We start from the raw sequence: 17,648 nt of genomic DNA, 5'->3' as shown, positions 1-17,648 counted from the left end.
GTATGATTGTAAATGAAGAGCAACTTCCAAAAAATAGCGGAAAGTCGATGAGCTCCTATTTAGCACCGTTGGTTCGTGATATTCAGCCATCTGGCATCCGCAAGTTTTTTGATTTGGTAAGCGAAAACAAGGATATTATTACCCTTGGTGTTGGAGAGCCTGATTTTGTAACGCCATGGCATGTTCGAGAAGCATGTGTGTATTCGCTGGAACGGGGTTTTACCGGATACACATCAAACGCTGGCATGCCTGAGCTGAGAGAAGCGATTGCGAAATATCTTTATGAGAGCTTTCATACCGCTTATGATCCAAAGGATGAAATTATCGTTACGGTCGGTGGAAGCGAAGCCATTGATTTGGCATTGCGGGCGCTGATTGTTCCAGGCGATGAAATTCTTATTCCTGAACCGTGTTATATATCGTACTCGCCGATTACGTCGATTGGCGGAGGCATTGCGGTTGGCATTGAAACGACAGCGGAAAATGATTTTAAGCTGACGGCGGAGGCGCTTGAAGCGAAAATTACGCCGAAATCCAAAGTATTGATTTTGTGTTATCCTAGCAACCCGACAGGTACTACAATGACCTATGAAGACTGGCTTCCGATTGCCAAGGTTGTTGAAAAGCATGATCTGATCGTCATTTCAGATGAAATTTATGCCGAGTTGACGTATGAAGGCAAGCATGTCAGCTTCGCGTCAATTCCAGGTATGAAGGATCGTACCATCCTGGTTAGCGGCTTTTCGAAAGCATTTGCGATGACTGGCTGGAGAATGGGCTATGTATGTGCTCACCCGGAATTAACAAGTGCTATGCTAAAAATTCATCAGTACACGGTGATGTGTGCACCCGCTATGGGGCAGGTGGCGGCGCTTGAAGCCCTTACATACGGTATGGAAGAAAAGGATCGTATGATCGAGTCCTACAACCAGCGCCGAAGGCTGATTGTGAAAGGTTTATGTGATATCGGTCTGGACTGTCACGAGCCGCAAGGGGCGTTTTATGCATTTCCAAGCATTAAACGGACCGGTTTGTCGTCAGATGAATTTGCTCACCGATTGCTGAAAGAAGCCAAGGTGGCTGCTGTTCCTGGCTCTGTGTTCGGGCTTGGCGGTGAAGGTTTTATCCGCTGCTCTTATGCCACATCGATTTCGCAGCTTAATGAAGCCTTGGAACGGATCGGTAAATTTGTAGAGAAATTAACTTGAAAAAGAAGATAGTTGGTTTCACTTCCTTGAATTAACAAAAATTTTACTTTTCATTACAAATATCTATGATATAATTTGATTTTGGGAGCATTATTATCTGAAGCCAAGGAGGGATTGCTAGTGTATTGTGATTACGAGTTGTCGCCATACCGTGGCGACTTTGTAGCCGAAGGCCATGAGCACGGTGAATGGTCGATGAAGTCAGCTAAATCCACTCCGCAGGACATTTCCTTGGAAGAAGAGATTCATATGCTCCGACGGAAAATGGAACAGATTTTTTTGCAGGAACAGTCTTTTACTTCGGAGATTGTTATCGAGATCAGCAGCTTGCTCGACTTAAAGATTAATGAATATATGAAAGCCAATCCGAAGAAGAAAATATAGTGTGTGATCGTATTGAAGGAGGCCTAAAGAGGTCTCCTTTTTCGATTAGACGGACCCATATTCATCTGAACATAAAGTTATGTTATAGTGAAGCATAACCAATACCGAAAAGCTTTTTCCTGAAGGATAACATAATATTTGTGAAGACGGAGGAATAAAGGATGAAAGTATATACGAAAACCGGAGATAAAGGCAAAACATCCATTATCGGGGGACGTGTTTCTAAAGATGATCCGCGTATTGAAGCTTACGGAACAATAGATGAATTAAACAGCTTTACAGGTCAGGCGGTCTTTTTAGCGAAAGAAGCTGGATTTAAGGAGCTTTATGAACAGTTGGTGGAAATTCAACACGAGCTGTTTGACTGCGGGTCAGATCTTGCGTATGCAAAACAGGATGAGAACAAATACAAAGTAACCGCAGCGATGATAAGCAAGCTGGAGAAATGGATTGATGAGCTAGAGATGGAAAATCCACCGATTGAACGGTTTATTTTGCCAGGAGGCTCTGGTTTATCTTCAGCCCTTCATGTTTGCCGGACCGTATGCCGCCGTGCAGAACGGTTGACCGTTACGCTTTGGCGAACGTCGGAAATCAATTCTCAGGTGCGTATGTATCTGAACCGCTTGTCAGACTATTTCTTTGTGGCGGCCCGTAACGCAAATGTTCGATCGGGTGTGCCGGATGTGGAATATGTACGAAGTGGAAAGGTGTTCCGATAATATATGGGATTGTATTATCCGCCGATCGCTTACCGCGTGCCGGAAAGTGAAGATGGCATGCTTCTGAAAACCATTTTGCAAAAGAGAATGAAAGTTTCACGCAAGCTTCTATCCAGGCTCAAGCTGACCGAAAAGGGAATTATGCTGAACGGGAAAAGGGTATATATTAGTGTAAACGTTCAGGCTGGCGATCTGGTGGAAATTCGCATGGAACAGGAGAGGTCAGAGGATATTCTGCCCCAGCCTATACCATTGGATATATTATATGAGGATGAGCATCTGCTTGTTGTCAATAAAGAAGCCGGCTTGATTGTACATCCGACCCATGGCCATTATACCGATACATTGGCGAACGGCGTTGTCTACTATTGGCAGCAGCAGGGCTGGAATTATCGCTTCAGAGCCATACACCGTCTCGATCAGGAAACCTCGGGAGTTTTGGCCATCGCCAAGAATCCTTATGTCCATCAACATGTATCAGAGCAGATGATTGCAGGCACTGTTGATAAAGCATATTTGGCGCTCGTTCACGGTGTTCCTGAGCCTCTGCAAGGGGATGTTGACGGTCCAATCGACCGGGACCCACAAGACCCTCATCGCCGCATAGTGACCCCGGATGGTTACCCTTCGTTAACCCGCTATGCAGTGCGTAAGGTTTATGCTGGGGCTTCCCTTATCGGGCTGAAGCTGGAAACCGGGAGGACGCATCAAATTCGTGTGCATATGAGCAGCATTGGGTGTCCACTGGTCGGTGACAAAATGTACCGGCACCCAATCTATGCGGCAGCATCAGCGGTGGAGGAAGGAACGCCGGAGCAAGCTGAATCGCTGCCTGATGAAGCTGCTTTTTCAGCGATCGTTTCGTTGGATGAAGCGATTGAGCGTCAGGCGCTTCATGCGGAGCTTCTATCTTTTGTCCATCCGATTACAGAAGAGGTGATGACCTTTCGAGCGCCGATTCCGGAAGATATGAAGCGGTTGATCATGCGATTGGATGAGAAATCAGATGCTAACGATGAAGTAAGACGATAACCATCTAAAAGGAGAGTTGTTCCAATGAGCCAACTGATCGTATATCAATATCCAAAATGCGGCACATGCAGAAAAGCCGTGAAATGGCTGGAAAATGAAGGCCATCATCTCACACTCCGGCATATTAAAGATGAACCGCCTACACCGGAGGAGCTGTCTGAATTAGTGGAGAAAAGCGGACTTGAGCTGAAAAAGTTTTTTAATACGAGCGGTGAAGTCTATCGGCAAATGTCATTAAAGGACAAGCTTCCAGGCATGTCTGCTGAGGAACAGATCAAACTGCTGGCTTCCAACGGAATGCTGATCAAGCGTCCGATTGTATCGGATGGGACAAAGGTGACCGTAGGCTTCAAAGAAGAGATGTTTGAGGGAGCATGGAAAGCATAAATGCAGGCTTTATAATTTGATTGAATGGAGAGTTCGGAGAGAGCAAGTCTTCGGGCTCTTTTACTATTTAAAAGCAAAGTTTTAGTTTGAAATATGACATGATTGGCGAGAACGCTATAAAATAGGTAGATATGATATAATGACTAAGGCAGATTATGATATAACAAGATTTTGAACAGATAGGCAAGGAGCGATGAAATAACAGTGAATACTACGAAGCAACCATCACTGATGCTCGTGGACGGCATGGCCTTGTTGTTCCGGGCTTACTATGCTACGGCTTCCAGTGGGTATATTCGCCGCACGAAGGCAGGGATTCCGACGAATGCAATTTACGGATTTCTTCGTTATTTGTGGGATGCTATTGATACATTTCAGCCGACCCATGTGGCCTGCTGCTGGGATATGGGGTCCAAGACGTTTCGCAGTGAGCAATTTGCAGCATATAAAGGCAATCGGCCTGACGCGCCGGACGATCTGATTCCTCAGTTCTCTTTAATCCGTGAGGTTACAGAAAGCTTGAATATTCCAAACCTTGGCGTTGAAGGCTTCGAAGCTGACGATTGCATTGGCACATTGGCCCGTCGTTTTGGAAGCGATACGAATGTTATGATTTTATCTGGCGATCACGATCTTCTCCAATTGGTGAACGAGCGAACTTCGGTCATCATTATGAAGAAGGGTTACGGCAATTATATGGTTTATACACCGGAGACGCTGTATGAGGAAAAAGGTCTTCTTCCGCATCAAATCATTGATGTCAAGGGGCTGATGGGGGATACGAGTGACAATTATCCGGGCGTGCGTGGAATCGGAGAGAAAACGGCTATGAAGCTGATTCAAGAATACGATAGTATTGATGGTGTACTCGCGAATTTGGATTCTCTTACAAAAGGGGTTCGCAGTAAAATTGAAGCCGATCTGGAGATGCTGCATTTGTCCAGGTCCCTTGCCGCCATTCATTGTGAAGTGCCGGTCGACTGTGAGCTGGACCTGTGTCTTCTTGAAATAGAGGATGAGCGTATATTGCCAAAGCTTGAGGAACTTGAAATGAAGAGTTTAAGCCGTATGATGGGTGTGGCCCTGGTGCCATGAGCAGCTTGGCGGCAGATGGATCTTAATATAACCGAAGCTGAACATTTGATTTGAGAGTACCTTAATCTTTTGGATGTAGAGGGAAAAAGAATGAAACAGATCGGAAAAAGTACATGGATAGCATGGATGCTTGTTTTATCGGTCATCATAATGACGGGTTGCATGTCGGTTGAACGGCAAAATACTCATTCTTCGAAGCAATCATCAACGCAGATTGAACTCACCGTATCCGCTGCAGCTAGCTTGAAATCCGGACTTGAAGAAGCGGCAGCTCTATTCGAGAGCCGTAATCCGGATATCAAGATTCAATTTAATTTTGGAGGATCAGGATCTCTTCAACAGCAAATTGAGCAGGGGGCGCCGGTTGATCTATTCTTTTCCGCTGCCAAGGAACCGATGGAGCAGCTTGTCCAAAAAGGGTTGATTGAACGTTCTGAATCAAAGGTGATGCTTCATAATCGGCTGGTGCTGATCGTTCCGAAGGGCGACGATAGCATCCACGGGTTACAGGATCTGATAAAACCTGAGGTTCAGGTGATCGCCATCGGACAGCTCGATACCGTTCCTGCCGGAGCTTACGGAAAGGAAGTTCTAGAGGGAGAAGGGCTATGGAATAAAGTCGAGTCCAAAGCTGTGTATGCCAAGGATGTGACGCAGGTACTATCGTATGTAACATCCGGCAACGCCGATGCGGGATTTGTTTATGCCAGTGATGCTATCCAATCTTCGGATGTGAAGGTGTCGGTGGAGATCGACCCGGCTTCTCATACTTTGATTGAATATCCCGCTGCTGTAATTAAGATGGGAAAAAATCCTGAAGAGGCGAGGAAACTGCTGGATTTTTTGCAGACGGATGAGGCTCGCGACATTTTTGAAAAATACGGCTTTATCCTTCCGGAGGGATCGATTTGAGCATAGACGAAGCCTTTTGGATGCCGGTGTGGCTGTCTGTAAAAACATCACTGTGTTCCAGCATCATTACGTTTATACTGGGGACAGTGGTTGCCCGGTGGATGCATCGTGCGGTGTTCCGCGGCAAGATGCTTGTAGAAACGGTACTGATGTTGCCACTTGTTTTACCCCCTACCGTTGTAGGATTTCTCCTTCTGGTTGCTCTAGGTAGAAACAGCTGGATCGGCTCGCTGGCGGAGTGGTTGTTTAGTCAGCCGATCGTATTCAGTTGGGGAGCGGCGGTTATTGCGGCAGTCGTTGTCTCTTTTCCGCTCGTTTATCAAACGATGAAGGTCGGATTTGAGGGAGTAGATTCCGAGTTGGAGGATGCCGCACGTTCAAGCGGCGCGGGGGAATGGCAGGTGTTTCGCTGGATTACGTTTCCGCTTTCGAGAGAAGCGGCTGTAACCGCTTATATCCTAGCTTTTGCTAGAGGGCTCGGGGAATTCGGAGCAACCTGGATGGTTGCAGGAAATATACCTGGCAAGACGCAGACACTTCCGACAGCAATCTATCTAGCTGTAGGAAACGGGAATTTCCGGTTGGCTTGGGCTTGGACAGGGATTGTTATTTTGTTTTCCTGGTTTCTTCTGGTGTTGGCTGGTAACGGACGTCCAACTCGGGATGAACCGAAAAAAGCTTAATAAATATACACATTGATACATCTAGAGAGGATGAACTGACATGATACTTGGAGCGATAGAAGCTGGTGGAACAAAATTTGTATGCGGAATTGGTAAAGAGGACGGCACGGTTATTGAACGTGTAAGTTTTCCGACCACAACGCCGGAGGAAACGATGGCACAAGTGTATTCTTTTTTTGAAAATAAAGGGGTTCAAGCGATCGGCGCTGGTTTTTTTGGTCCGATTGACCCTGTAAAAGGAAGTCCTACATATGGCTGTATCACGACGACACCGAAGCCGCATTGGAGCAATTTTAATGTTGTTAAAGCACTGAAGGAGCGTTTCGACGTGCCGATCGGTTTTGATACCGATGTGAACGGTGCAGCGCTTGGAGAGCATACATGGGGTGCAGCCCAAGGTCTAAACAGCTGTTTGTACATTACGATCGGAACGGGCGTCGGTGCGGGTGCAGTAGTGGATGGACAGCTGATTCATGGTTTATCTCACCCTGAGATGGGCCATATTATAGTGCGCCGTCATCCGGATGACAAGTATGAAGGGACTTGCCCTTATCACCACGATTGTCTCGAAGGTTTAGCAGCTGGACCATCGCTAGGAAAACGCTGGGGAGTAGCCGGAGCTGAACTGACACCGGATCATCCGGCTTGGGAGATGGAAGCTTACTATCTTGCCCAGGCACTGATGAACTATGTCCTGATCCTTTCGCCTGAACGAATCGTGATGGGCGGCGGAGTGATGAAGCAGTTGCAACTGTTCCCGCTAATTCATAAAAAGCTGCAGGAAATGCTGGCTGGATATGTTTCCCATCCGAGCCTAAACCAGAACATTGCCGAATATATCGTACCGCCGAAGTTGGGCGACAATGCGGGCTTGTGCGGTGCATTGGCACTGGCCAAACTCGCTGCGGACGAGGCTGCAAAGTAATTGTTGTTGAAAATACGGCAGAAAATGCTGCCGCATAAGTGATGTACAGGCCGCTTTGGGGTATTGAACCTCGGGCGGCTTTTGTCTGCGTTTTAAGGTTATCCAGCTAATGATGAATATGCACGAACCAGCGGAGAGGACGAAGCGATTTCGAAGAAACGGCAGCGTTCGCCTTTGTCCCCGGATTTTCTCATCTAACGAACAATTCATAAAATTCGGGGGTAAGAGGGATCGTAGGAATGATCCGTACTCGGAGTGCCCTTAATTGCAACCTATGCAGCATTATTGAAAATTCTAGCATCCAACCAACTTATACTATACACTGAGTAGAAGAATGCTGAATATAAAGTGTGGTGACTTGCTATGTTCAAAATTATGTTGATTGAAGATGATATGACTTTGTTTCAGGAGATAAAAGAAAGGCTATCGCAGTGGTCTTATGACGTATACGGAGTTCAGGATTTCGGCGATATTTTGCATGAATTCACCTCCATTAAGCCGGAGCTGGTTATTATAGATATTCAATTGCCCAAATTTGACGGCTTTCATTGGTGCCGAATGATTCGTGCCCATTCCAATGTACCGATCATTTTTCTGTCATCGCGAGACCATCCGACTGATATGGTGATGTCCATGCAGCTGGGTGCAGACGATTTTGTCAAGAAGCCTTTTCACTTTGATGTGTTAATTGCTAAAATTCAAGCTACGCTTCGGCGTGTATACAATTACAACACCGAGCGGACTGACCTCAGATTCTGGCGCGGTGCAACGGTAGAGTACGTAAAAAACACCATTACCAACGAGAAAGGCTCTGTTGAACTAACTAAGAACGAAATGTTTATTCTGAAGATGCTTATTGAGCGGAAGAACCAGATCGTCAGCCGGGAAGATATTATTAAAAGCTTATGGGATCACGAGCATTTTGTAAGCGATAATACGTTGACTGTTAACGTGAACCGTCTGCGCAAAAAGCTCGAAAATATCGGATTGGACCCTTTTATTGAAACGAAGGTCGGACAAGGGTATATGGCTACGGAAGAGGCGAGTTCATATGCTTAGGAGGTATATTGTAGAGAGACGAAGCTGGATTGCGTTATTTCTGTTTCTGCAAGTGCTCATCCTTTTAATAGCTTTCGTTGATCCTTCGATTCCTTTCAAGTCCTTGCTTTATGGAGTGCTTTTATCCCTGCCGATTTTCATCTTTTTTTTCCTGGTGAGGTATCAAAAAGAAACAAAGTTTTATAAGAGTATTGAATTATGGGACCAAGTGAATGGGATTACAGCTCTTGTGGAAGCGGAGAGTCCTATTGAAAAAATCGTGGAAGAGAGCGTTATTGCTCAGAACGAACGATACCGAAATGAACTTTCCCAAAGAATGATGGAAATGGAGCAAGAGAAGGACGAAATGCTGTCCTGGATTCATGAAGTGAAAACCCCACTTACAACGATGAAGCTAATGATTGAACGTTCGAATGATGAAACGCTAAAAAAGCAACTGATGTATGAATGGCTGCGTATTCACCTCTTGCTCGATCAGCAGCTGCACCAAAAGCGCATACCTTTTATCAAAAATGACTTGTATATCGAACAATCGGAACTGGAACAGATTATTTTTAAAGAGATTAAAGAGCTGAAATCATGGTGTATGCAAAAAGGGATAGGTTTCGATGTACACCTTCAGGTGAGAGAAGTGCTGACGGATGCGAAGTGGCTCGGTTTTATCATCCGGCAGCTCTTAACCAACGCTATAAAATATAGTGAAAGTTCCGACATCATCATTGAAAGTGAGCGTAACGCCGACGGTCAAACTAGACTTGTGATCAAGGATTTTGGCCGTGGAATTGATCCGAAAGATCTGCCCCGCATATTTGAGAAAGGCTTTACCTCGACCATCCAGCATCAAGACAGTGCCGCTACCGGTATGGGGCTGTATTTAACTCAAAAGGTGGCCCACTCTTTACTGATCCGTATCGATGTGTCTTCTAATCTTGGAGCCGGCACAACATTTACATTAACGTTCCCCAAAAATAATGAGTTTGTGAATATAACAAGCATGTGACAGGATTGTCACATGCTTTTATAATTTGTTCGGCGAATCGAAGGATTTGATTTGAGAGCTGATTTATGATGAATGTAATGAAAGGTGCAATGTCTTTAATGAATTCATTGTTAATTTATAGTGGGAGTGATTACAATTGGCGATTCTGGAAACCAATAAAATTTATAAAAGCTATGGCAACAAGTTGAACAGGCAAGAGGTGCTGAAAGGCATCGACATTAGCGTTGAAAAAGGTGAGTTTGTGGGCATTATGGGGGCCTCCGGCTCCGGCAAAACGACCCTTCTTAATGTGCTTTCATCCATTGATAATGTGAGCCAGGGGAGCATCAAAATCGAGGGAAAAGAATTTACCGGCATGAAAGAAAAGGAGCTGGCTGAATTCAGAAAGCACCATTTGGGTTTTATTTTTCAGGAATATAACCTGCTTGATACTTTAACGGTTAAAGAAAACGTGCTGCTGCCGTTATCTATAAGGAACGTTTCCAAAAAAGAAGCGGATCAAAGATTTAAAAAGGTCGCGACAGAGCTTGGCATTTATGAGCTGAAAAGCAAATATCCCAATGAAATATCAGGGGGACAAAAGCAGCGGACTTCCGCAGCACGCGCTTTTATCCACGAACCGAGCATTATATTTGCGGATGAGCCGACGGGTGCGCTGGATTCCAAATCCGCCTCGGATCTGTTGAATAAACTAGGCCAATTAAATCAAAAGCTGGCGGCGACGATTGTTATGGTTACCCACGATCCGGTCGCTGCAAGCTACTGCAGCAGAGTTATTTTTATTAAAGACGGACAGATTTACACACAGCTGAACAAAGGTGAGGAAACGAGACAAGCTTTTTTCAATGACATTATAAAAACACAAGGCGTACTGGGTGGTGTTCAAAATGAGCATTAACTCTCTCATCTATCGAAATCTAAAAAAGAACATCCAAAATTATTTTCTCTATGTGTTTGCTTTAATTTTCAGTGTGGCCCTTTACTTCGCTTTTGTTACTCTTCAGTATGATCCGGCGATGGGTGCATTGAAAGGATCGGTCAAAGGATCAGCAGCTATACAGGCCGCTTCGGTCCTGCTCGTTGCGATTGTGGCGATATTTCTACTGTATGCAAACAACATTTTTATCAAGCGCAGAAGTAAGGAAATCGGGCTGTTTCAATTGATCGGAATGACCAAAGGAAAAATATTCAGCATTCTTACTCTGGAAAACTTAATGCTTTATTTTGGATCTATGCTGGTCGGTATTTTTGTAGGCTTTTTGGCTTCAAAGCTCGTTTTAATGATTTTATTTAAAATTACAGATGTAGAGACAGAAGTCGTCTTGCAATTTTCAATAGAAGCGTTAATTCAAACGGTTATTATCTTTGCTGCGGTATACGTTCTTATTATGATCATGAACTATACGTTTATTAAAAGACAGAACATTTTATCTTTGTTCCGTGTCGATTCGACGACTCAAGAGAAAGTGAAGAAGATGTCTATCCTTGAGATATTGATGGGATTGGCTGGAATTGGACTAATTTTTTATGGATACTTTACATCAACTCAATTATTTAACGGTGACTATAATAGTGATGAATTGTTTAGGGCGATGACGATCATTTTAGCTACGGTTATTATCGGGACCTATTTATTCTATAAAGGTTCGGTCAGTTTCATTTTTAATATGATCCGAAAAAGCAAAGATGGATATCTGTCATTGAACGAGGTGCTGTCCCTTTCGTCGATCATGTTTCGGATGAAGTCGAATGCTTTTTTGCTAACGATTATCACAACGGTTTCCGCTTTGGCGATTGGGCTGCTATCACTAAGTTATATTTCTTACTACTCGGCTGAAAAATCAGCTAAGCAATACGTACCCAATGACTTTGTTTTCTCTTTTAAAGAACAGAAAGATCAGTTTACAGAAGCATTGTCGGCTCAGCGTATCGATTACGATGAGGTCCATCGAAATGTGCTGCAAGTAGAGGTGGATGTTTCACATATTGTGGGTTCTAGTAAAGTGGATGGCAATAAAACCATGGTGCTTAGTGTGGTAAGTGATAAAGAGGTGGAGCATATCGATTTATCTCCCGAAGAGACCCTTTTTACAGGCGCCAATGATGTAATGGACAACATGATCGAGCTAAAGAAGACAGGGGACATTGCTCTGAAAGGCAAAGAAATTTCAATTCAGCAAAAATTAATAGATACAACTAAGGAAACGGTAATTTCCATGTATCTTAGCTTAGGATTGCCGGTGGCGATCGTGGATGATTCAATCTACCAGCAGTTGGCGGGGGATTTGAATCTGAAGATTCAGAAAGATATTTCCGATTATTTCGGTATTGATATTCAGGATGAAAACAAAATGGAGAAAGCAAACGAGATTTTTCTTGGATTGGATTTAGGTGAGGAATCACAAGCTTCGTCGCAGAGTATCCTTATGATTGAGCAGAAAGCCAATATGGGGCTGGTCATGTTTATTGTCGGTTTCTTAGGCTTGACCTTTTTGATTACCTCTGGATGTATCCTATACTTTAAGCAAATGGATGAAGCCGAAGAGGAGAGGGGCAATTACACAATCTTAAGAAAGCTTGGATTCACGCAAGGAGATTTACTGCGGGGGATTCAAGGCAAGCAGCTTTTCAATTTTGGCATACCTCTAATTGTAGGATTATCTCATAGTTATTTCGCTGTCAAATCGGGATGGTTCTTCTTCGGAACAGAGCTTTGGACTCCGATGATTATCGTTATGCTGCTATACACGGGGTTATATTCTATCTTTGGTCTGTTGTCTGTGCTTTTCTATAAAAAAGTAATTAAAGAGGCACTATAAAACACTCACCCCACAAGAAGATAGAAACAGCACTCTCTTGTGGGTGTGAAAATTAATCTGTAAAATGAGCATCTCCCAGCACTAACGTCAGAAATTGTCGCAAATCTTTTGCTTCATCTTGTTCTAGATTGAACGTTTGCTCAAGATAGCCTTCCTGTTCAAGATCATCGGCAGCCAAAATAGCCGTTCTTCCAAACTGAAGGTCGGTCACTAATTTTTTTCCATAGAAATGGTTTGTTGTCGTGACGGCCAGGTCAAAACGTTTGAGTGAGGGGCCAATAAACGTAACAAAACGGGTGGATGTGGATTCTGTACTGTCGGATAAAAAATCAAGCTGCTGCGATTTCCCGGTCATATTCGCAGTTCACTCCTTCATGTCATGTTGTTGTCCATTATACAGGAAAAGTCCGGACGACTTAATAACATTATGTTAAATTTAAATATTGACGTTGTTACAAATTATGGTATTATGATGAATAACAGTATAATGCGGAATGTAACATGGGAAGCACCTTTCTTGTCGCTGCGGCGGGAAAGGTGCTTTTTTTGCGTTATGCTGATATTTCAGTGAACGATAAAGGAGGTTATGGTGTGCAGATCGTTTTTATGAATCAGATGTCCCGGAATAATGGAGTGAGTGATGGAAGCACTGCACAGGTTTGGATTGGGGAAGAGGAAGGAATGTGGCGTTTGGGTTGGAGAGATATCGAGCCGGATGGACATGCCCTGGACGTTGATTGGTATGAGGGCGGTTCATGGCAGGAACTGTTATGTGTATACCGTCATCAGCTTGCTATGAAGCTAAGCGAGGGTTACCGACCGGTCATCGAAGGGATATTTCATGAACCTGAAATTTCTAAAGGGAAAAATTATTCAGTCTTGAAGTTGCAATGTTACAGTGAGCTGTATGGATCGGAAGAGCTGTATACGGAGCTTTGTGCATGGCGCCGAAGAAAAGCTGCCGCGGGTCGCAAAGCGCCATATTTTATAGCGAGCAACCGTGTGCTCCGCCTCATCAGTGCCTTTATGCCGCAAACCGAGGAAGAGCTGCTCCAGCTGCCGGGGATTGGTGCGAACAAGGCTGCTGAGCATGGAGCTGAATGGCTGGAGATGACATCACAGGTGGAGCGAACGACAACATTTCCACTGGATTGGGTGAATGATGAACTGAAGGAGGATGAGTTTTTGTCCTGGCTATATAAGCAGAAAGAGCATAAATATAAGCAGGAGCTGGATAACTATCGAAGAAACCGCACGATGCTGAGGGGAATAGCTGAAGGCTTGAACCTAGAGCAGCTGAGTAAGAATACGGGAATGACGCGTAGAGAACTGGTCGAGCAATTGGAGGGGCTGGAGAAGGATGGGTATGATACGGAAGCGCTTATCCGATTGGAGCTCGGGAACTTGCCGGATAAAGAACTTTCGGACATTTGGAAAGCTTTTGAGGAGTTGGGGGACACCTTTCTCAAACCGGTAATGCAGCGTGTCTATGGTGAGGAGCCGGCTGTAGAAGGCGGATTGGAGCAACTGTACGAGCGTTTGCGTCTTATTCGGATCAGGTTCCGCAGGCAGCAGCAGGTTCAAGAGAGGAACGCCGGATAAACGTAAGAAACGGGTGCACCTTCAGTAAATGGAGGAACACCCGTTTATCTTTTCATAACCAATCTTTTTTACGGAACAGATAATACATGCCAGAGCCTAGAAAAATCATAAGTCCAAGGATGGCAAAGTAAGAATATTTCCATTTCAATTCAGGCATATAATCAAAGTTCATACCGTATATACCAGTAATGACCGTCAGCGGCATGAAGATTGTCGTCATGGCGGTAAACACTCTCATAATTTCATTCGCCCGGTTCGCAATACTGGATTGATATGCTTCTCGAAGGTTACTCATCAGATCGCGGTAGGTCTCGAACGAGTCGGATATTTTGACAGCATTTTCGTAAATATCGCTAAAGTATTTTTGCAGCTGATCATCGATCAGGCGAAGGTCTTTTTTGTTGAGTGTGTTAATGACTTCTTTCTGAGGCCCAAGCACTTTTTTCAGCCATAGAATCTCGCTTCGCAGTCCGATAATTTCGTTCAGATGTGACTTTTTGGTATGCATCAATATATCTTCTTCGAGCTGATCGATGCGAGCCTCAATTCGGTCTCCTACCGAGAAATAGTTATCTGTGACCAGATCAATCAAAATGTATAGAAACTGGTCAGGTGAGTTCGTCTCCTCTTCCCATAGAAGAGGTTTTATAGTCCGGAGTTCATGGATTTTTTGCTTGGTTACTGTAATGATAAAATGTCTGCCCAAGAAAATATTTAGCGCCCGGAGGAAAATTTCCTCATCATCAAAGCGGATGCTGTTTACGACGATAAAATAGTGGTTTTCATAAATTTCAATCTTTGGTCGCTGTTCATCTTCGCTCTGAGAGTCTTCAACTGCCAGATCGTGCAGAGAGAACAGGGGCTGGAGTTCCGCCAGATCTTCAACGTCGGCATCAATCCAGTAAAATCCGTCAGCCGGGGCTGTTAATGTCGCTTCAATGTTGTCGATAGGGGTAAAAATACCCGAATTCACCAACCGGATTTTCATCTGATATCACTCCTTAATTCACTGCTTGCGCATACTAGAATAAAGGCATAGGTATCAGCATACCGGCATATTGGCAGTTCGCATCGTTAGAATGAAAAGCTTCTAAAAGAATGCATGAAAAATAACGCTGCCCGCCGCCGGTAGCTGATCTTGGTCCTATGCGATTGTGGGTCACTCCCATCCAACTTCTGGCTCGGGTCACCGTCCATTTTCATGTCACCTCTTTCACATGGCTTATTAGCACCTGTCTAGTATAACGCCGAGGTTATTACCTTTCAAGGTAATATTAAGTGTAACATACTTCCTTGAATAGAGTATGGGATAAGGAGGTGAGGTGTTACTTTTGGGAGGCCTAAGCTTCTTGACGAAAATTTATTCTTGATTTAAATTGATAATCAGTATAAACTGATGACAATTGCATACAGCGAAATCTTATCAAGAGCAGGTGGAGGGACTAGCCCAATGAAACCCGGCAACCGGCGAATTATTGCACGGTGCTAATTCTTGCAGGATATACGCGCTTTATTTTTATTTTGAAGCGCGTAATTCTGACAGATGAGAGAGGCGCATGGTATACGTGTACGTACAAATGACCTTTCTCAGTAGAGAAAGGTCATTTTTGCGTTACCTTAGCCTTCTCTAACATCTTTAATTTAATTATTTAATTATTTATTAACCTGAAGGAGGCTTAATTATGCCGATCAAAATTCCAGACACACTGCCGGCAAAGGAAGTCCTTGCCCGCGAGAACATTTTTGTAATGGATGAGAGTCATGCGTTTCATCAAGATATCCGCCCGCTTCGGATCGCCATTTTGAATTTGATGCCAACGAAGGAAACGACGGAAACACAGTTGTTGCGTCTGATCGGTAATACGCCGCTGCAGGTAGATGTTGTATTGCTTCATCCGGGCTCTCATACTTCAAAGAACACGCCGGCGGAGCATCTCGAGGCATTTTATAAAACATTTGAAGAAGTGAAGCATACTCGCTTTGACGGGATGATTATTACTGGTGCGCCTGTCGAACAATTGGAGTTTGAAGCAGTAAACTATTGGGAGGAATTGACTGAGATTTTTGAATGGAGCAAAAAAAATGTCACCTCAACCTTCCATATATGCTGGGCATCTCAAGCCGGGCTTTATTACCATTACGGTGTACCCAAGCATAGTCTTTCAGAGAAGTGTTTCGGCGTATTCTCCCATACTGTGAATGAACCGAATGTAAAGCTTCTTCGAGGCTTTGATGAATTGTTCTATGTTCCTCACTCCCGGCACACCGAGGTGCGCAGGAAAGATATCGAACGATCGGGAGAGCTCCAAATATTGGCTGAATCCGAGGAAGCTGGAATTTATCTCGTAGCCTCAAAGGACGGAAGACAGGTGTTCGTCACAGGCCATGCGGAATATGACTCCGATTCGCTTAGCTGGGAGTATGAGCGGGATATCGCCAAAGGGATGGATATCGCACCTCCTCGTCATTATTACCCGAAGGATAACCCGGCGCTCAAGCCGCTGTCTGTCTGGAAGGCTCATGCAAATTTATTATTCTCTAACTGGCTGAATTACTATGTATATCAGGAAACGCCTTACGATATCGGACCGCAAATATAGATAAGAAGGTAAAGGTTAAAGGAGGAGTGAACATGGAGAGGAAGCAGCTGAAAATCGAAAGCAGGCTAGCGCAAATCGGTTCGATGGAGGAGCAAGCAACGGGAGCTGTGAATTTCCCTATTTATCAAGCGACTGCGTTTCGTCATCCGAAATTGGGTCAAAGTACGGGGTTTGACTACATTCGTACAAAAAGTCCGACAAGACAGGTGTTGGAGGAAGCAGCGGCTGATCTCGAATCCGGTGATGCCGGGTTTGCCTGTAGCTCTGGTATGGCAGCGTTACAAACGGTGTTCGCCCTTTTTAGCCAAGGGGATCATCTTATTGTGTCGCTGGACTTATACGGAGGAACTTATCGTCTGATTGAAAAAATATTGACCAGATTCGGAATAAGCGCTACATATGTGGATACGAATGACATGGATGCGTTAGAGCAGGCCAGAGGACCACATACCAAGGCGGTGATTATCGAGACGCCGACGAATCCGCTCATGATGATCACCGATTTGGAGGCTGTTTGCAGCTGGGCCCGTCATAACGAATTGACCAGTATTGTTGACAATACCTTACTGACACCGTTCTTCCAGAGACCGCTCGAACTAGGCGCCGATATCGTTGTGCACAGCGCCACCAAATATTTGGGAGGGCACAATGATGTGCTGGCTGGACTCATCGTGACCAAGGGGAAAGAACTGTCAGAGGAAATGGCCTTCTTGCACAATTCGATTGGGGCTGTGCTCAGTCCGTCAGATTCTTACCAACTGATGCGAGGCATGAAGACACTAGCATTAAGAATGGAGCGTCATGAGAAGAATGCTGCATCGATCGCGGCGTTTCTTAAAGAGCATTCGGCCGTATCTGAAGTGTTTTACCCGGCATTTTCCGATCATCCAGGTTATGAAATTCAGATAAAGCAGGCGAGTGGAAATACGGGGATTTTCTCGTTCAAAGTTAAAGACTCACGTTATGTTGAGCCTTTATTGCGTCATATTAAGCTCATTGCTTTTGCCGAGAGTTTAGGTGGGGTTGAATCTCTGATGACCTATCCGGCCGTTCAAACCCATGCGGATATCCCGCTCGAAATTCGGCAAGCTGTCGGTGTTGACGAGCGATTGCTTCGTATTTCTGTAGGCATTGAGCATGCAGATGATCTGATTGCAGATCTGGATGCCGCGCTGAATGCAGCTGTGACTGAAGTAGAAGGAGAAGAAGGAGGAGTATAA

18 protein-coding genes and 1 riboswitch are annotated in these 17,648 nt (G+C 44.6%); of the genes, 16 read left to right on the top strand and 2 right to left on the bottom strand.

The features are described 5' to 3' along the window. The first annotated feature begins 2 nt into the window (after positions 1-2). The 13 genes from C8268_RS04665 to C8268_RS04605 all read left to right on the top strand — a co-directional run bounded on the left by C8268_RS04665 (position 3) and on the right by C8268_RS04605 (position 12,226). On the top strand, positions 3-1,208 hold the full coding sequence (locus C8268_RS04665; RefSeq protein ID WP_106766605.1) for an aminotransferase class I/II-fold pyridoxal phosphate-dependent enzyme: 1,206 nt from the start codon (positions 3-5) through the stop codon (positions 1,206-1,208). Between the two features lie 120 nt (positions 1,209-1,328). Continuing rightward, positions 1,329-1,592, top strand: coding sequence for an aspartyl-phosphate phosphatase Spo0E family protein (locus C8268_RS04660; RefSeq protein WP_106766604.1), 264 nt, complete (start codon positions 1,329-1,331; stop codon positions 1,590-1,592). 161 nt (positions 1,593-1,753) lie between these two features. Continuing rightward, a complete protein-coding gene (locus tag C8268_RS04655; RefSeq protein ID WP_106766603.1) occupies positions 1,754-2,314 on the top strand; it encodes a cob(I)yrinic acid a,c-diamide adenosyltransferase in 561 nt (186 codons plus the stop codon). A 3-nt stretch (positions 2,315-2,317) separates the two neighbouring features. Next, on the top strand, positions 2,318-3,346 hold the full coding sequence (locus C8268_RS04650; RefSeq protein ID WP_106766602.1) for an RluA family pseudouridine synthase: 1,029 nt from the start codon (positions 2,318-2,320) through the stop codon (positions 3,344-3,346). A 24-nt stretch (positions 3,347-3,370) separates the two neighbouring features. Continuing rightward, positions 3,371-3,733, top strand: a complete 363-nt coding sequence (locus C8268_RS04645; protein WP_106766601.1) for an arsenate reductase family protein — start codon at positions 3,371-3,373, stop codon at positions 3,731-3,733. 231 nt (positions 3,734-3,964) lie between these two features. After that, positions 3,965-4,828 carry a 5'-3' exonuclease gene (locus C8268_RS04640; protein WP_199794918.1) on the top strand — a complete coding sequence of 288 codons (864 nt, stop codon included), beginning with the start codon at positions 3,965-3,967 and terminating at the stop codon, positions 4,826-4,828. Positions 4,829-4,918: 90 nt separating this feature from the next. Further along, positions 4,919-5,740: a molybdate ABC transporter substrate-binding protein gene (gene modA / locus C8268_RS04635; protein ID WP_106766599.1), complete on the top strand. Its 822-nt coding sequence runs from the start codon at positions 4,919-4,921 to the stop codon at positions 5,738-5,740. A gap of 20 nt (positions 5,741-5,760) precedes the next feature. After that, entirely contained in the window at positions 5,761-6,423 is a 663-nt protein-coding gene (gene modB, locus C8268_RS04630) for a molybdate ABC transporter permease subunit (RefSeq protein ID WP_420094269.1), read from the top strand. Positions 6,424-6,463: 40 nt separating this feature from the next. Continuing rightward, on the top strand, positions 6,464-7,348 hold the full coding sequence (locus C8268_RS04625; protein ID WP_106766597.1) for an ROK family protein: 885 nt from the start codon (positions 6,464-6,466) through the stop codon (positions 7,346-7,348). 363 nt (positions 7,349-7,711) lie between these two features. Then, positions 7,712-8,407, top strand: a complete 696-nt coding sequence (locus tag C8268_RS04620) for a response regulator transcription factor (RefSeq protein ID WP_106766596.1) — start codon at positions 7,712-7,714, stop codon at positions 8,405-8,407. Beyond that, positions 8,400-9,407 (top strand): sensor histidine kinase, encoded by a 1,008-nt coding sequence (locus C8268_RS04615; RefSeq protein WP_106766595.1) that lies wholly within the window; start codon positions 8,400-8,402, stop codon positions 9,405-9,407. Before C8268_RS04620 ends, C8268_RS04615 begins: the two co-directional genes overlap by 8 nt. A gap of 136 nt (positions 9,408-9,543) precedes the next feature. Continuing rightward, positions 9,544-10,305 carry an ABC transporter ATP-binding protein gene (locus C8268_RS04610; protein ID WP_106766594.1) on the top strand — a complete coding sequence of 254 codons (762 nt, stop codon included), beginning with the start codon at positions 9,544-9,546 and terminating at the stop codon, positions 10,303-10,305. Continuing rightward, positions 10,295-12,226 (top strand): ABC transporter permease, encoded by a 1,932-nt coding sequence (locus tag C8268_RS04605; RefSeq protein WP_106766593.1) that lies wholly within the window; start codon positions 10,295-10,297, stop codon positions 12,224-12,226. The genes C8268_RS04610 and C8268_RS04605 overlap by 11 nt, the downstream gene beginning before the upstream one ends. Positions 12,227-12,278: 52 nt before the next feature. Here C8268_RS04605 and C8268_RS04600 read toward each other — a convergent pair whose 3' ends face one another. Beyond that, complete coding sequence (locus tag C8268_RS04600; protein ID WP_106766592.1) at positions 12,279-12,581, bottom strand: DUF3055 domain-containing protein; 303 nt, start codon at positions 12,579-12,581, stop codon at positions 12,279-12,281. Positions 12,582-12,817: 236 nt separating this feature from the next. Between C8268_RS04600 and C8268_RS04595 the strand changes: the two genes are divergently transcribed. After that, positions 12,818-13,828, top strand: a complete 1,011-nt coding sequence (locus C8268_RS04595) for an HRDC domain-containing protein (RefSeq protein ID WP_106769834.1) — start codon at positions 12,818-12,820, stop codon at positions 13,826-13,828. 52 nt (positions 13,829-13,880) lie between these two features. On the opposite strand, the gene corA is transcribed toward C8268_RS04595, so the two are convergent. Further along, complete coding sequence (gene corA, locus C8268_RS04590; RefSeq protein ID WP_106766591.1) at positions 13,881-14,816, bottom strand: magnesium/cobalt transporter CorA; 936 nt, start codon at positions 14,814-14,816, stop codon at positions 13,881-13,883. Positions 14,817-15,245: 429 nt separating this feature from the next. Then, positions 15,246-15,378: riboswitch (SAM riboswitch) on the top strand. Positions 15,379-15,510: 132 nt separating this feature from the next. On the opposite strand from corA, the gene metA reads away from it, so the two are divergent. Next, on the top strand, positions 15,511-16,428 hold the full coding sequence (metA, locus tag C8268_RS04585; RefSeq protein ID WP_106766590.1) for a homoserine O-acetyltransferase MetA: 918 nt from the start codon (positions 15,511-15,513) through the stop codon (positions 16,426-16,428). Between the two features lie 32 nt (positions 16,429-16,460). After that, positions 16,461-17,648: a PLP-dependent transferase gene (locus tag C8268_RS04580; protein ID WP_106766589.1), complete on the top strand. Its 1,188-nt coding sequence runs from the start codon at positions 16,461-16,463 to the stop codon at positions 17,646-17,648.

Origin of the sequence: Paenibacillus faecalis (genome assembly GCF_900289175.1) — a bacterium.
Taxonomy (GTDB): Bacteria; Bacillota; Bacilli; order Paenibacillales; family Paenibacillaceae; genus Paenibacillus_AQ; species Paenibacillus_AQ faecalis.
Note: the sequence above shows the minus strand (reverse complement) of the source record. Positions and strands in the feature narration are given on the sequence as shown.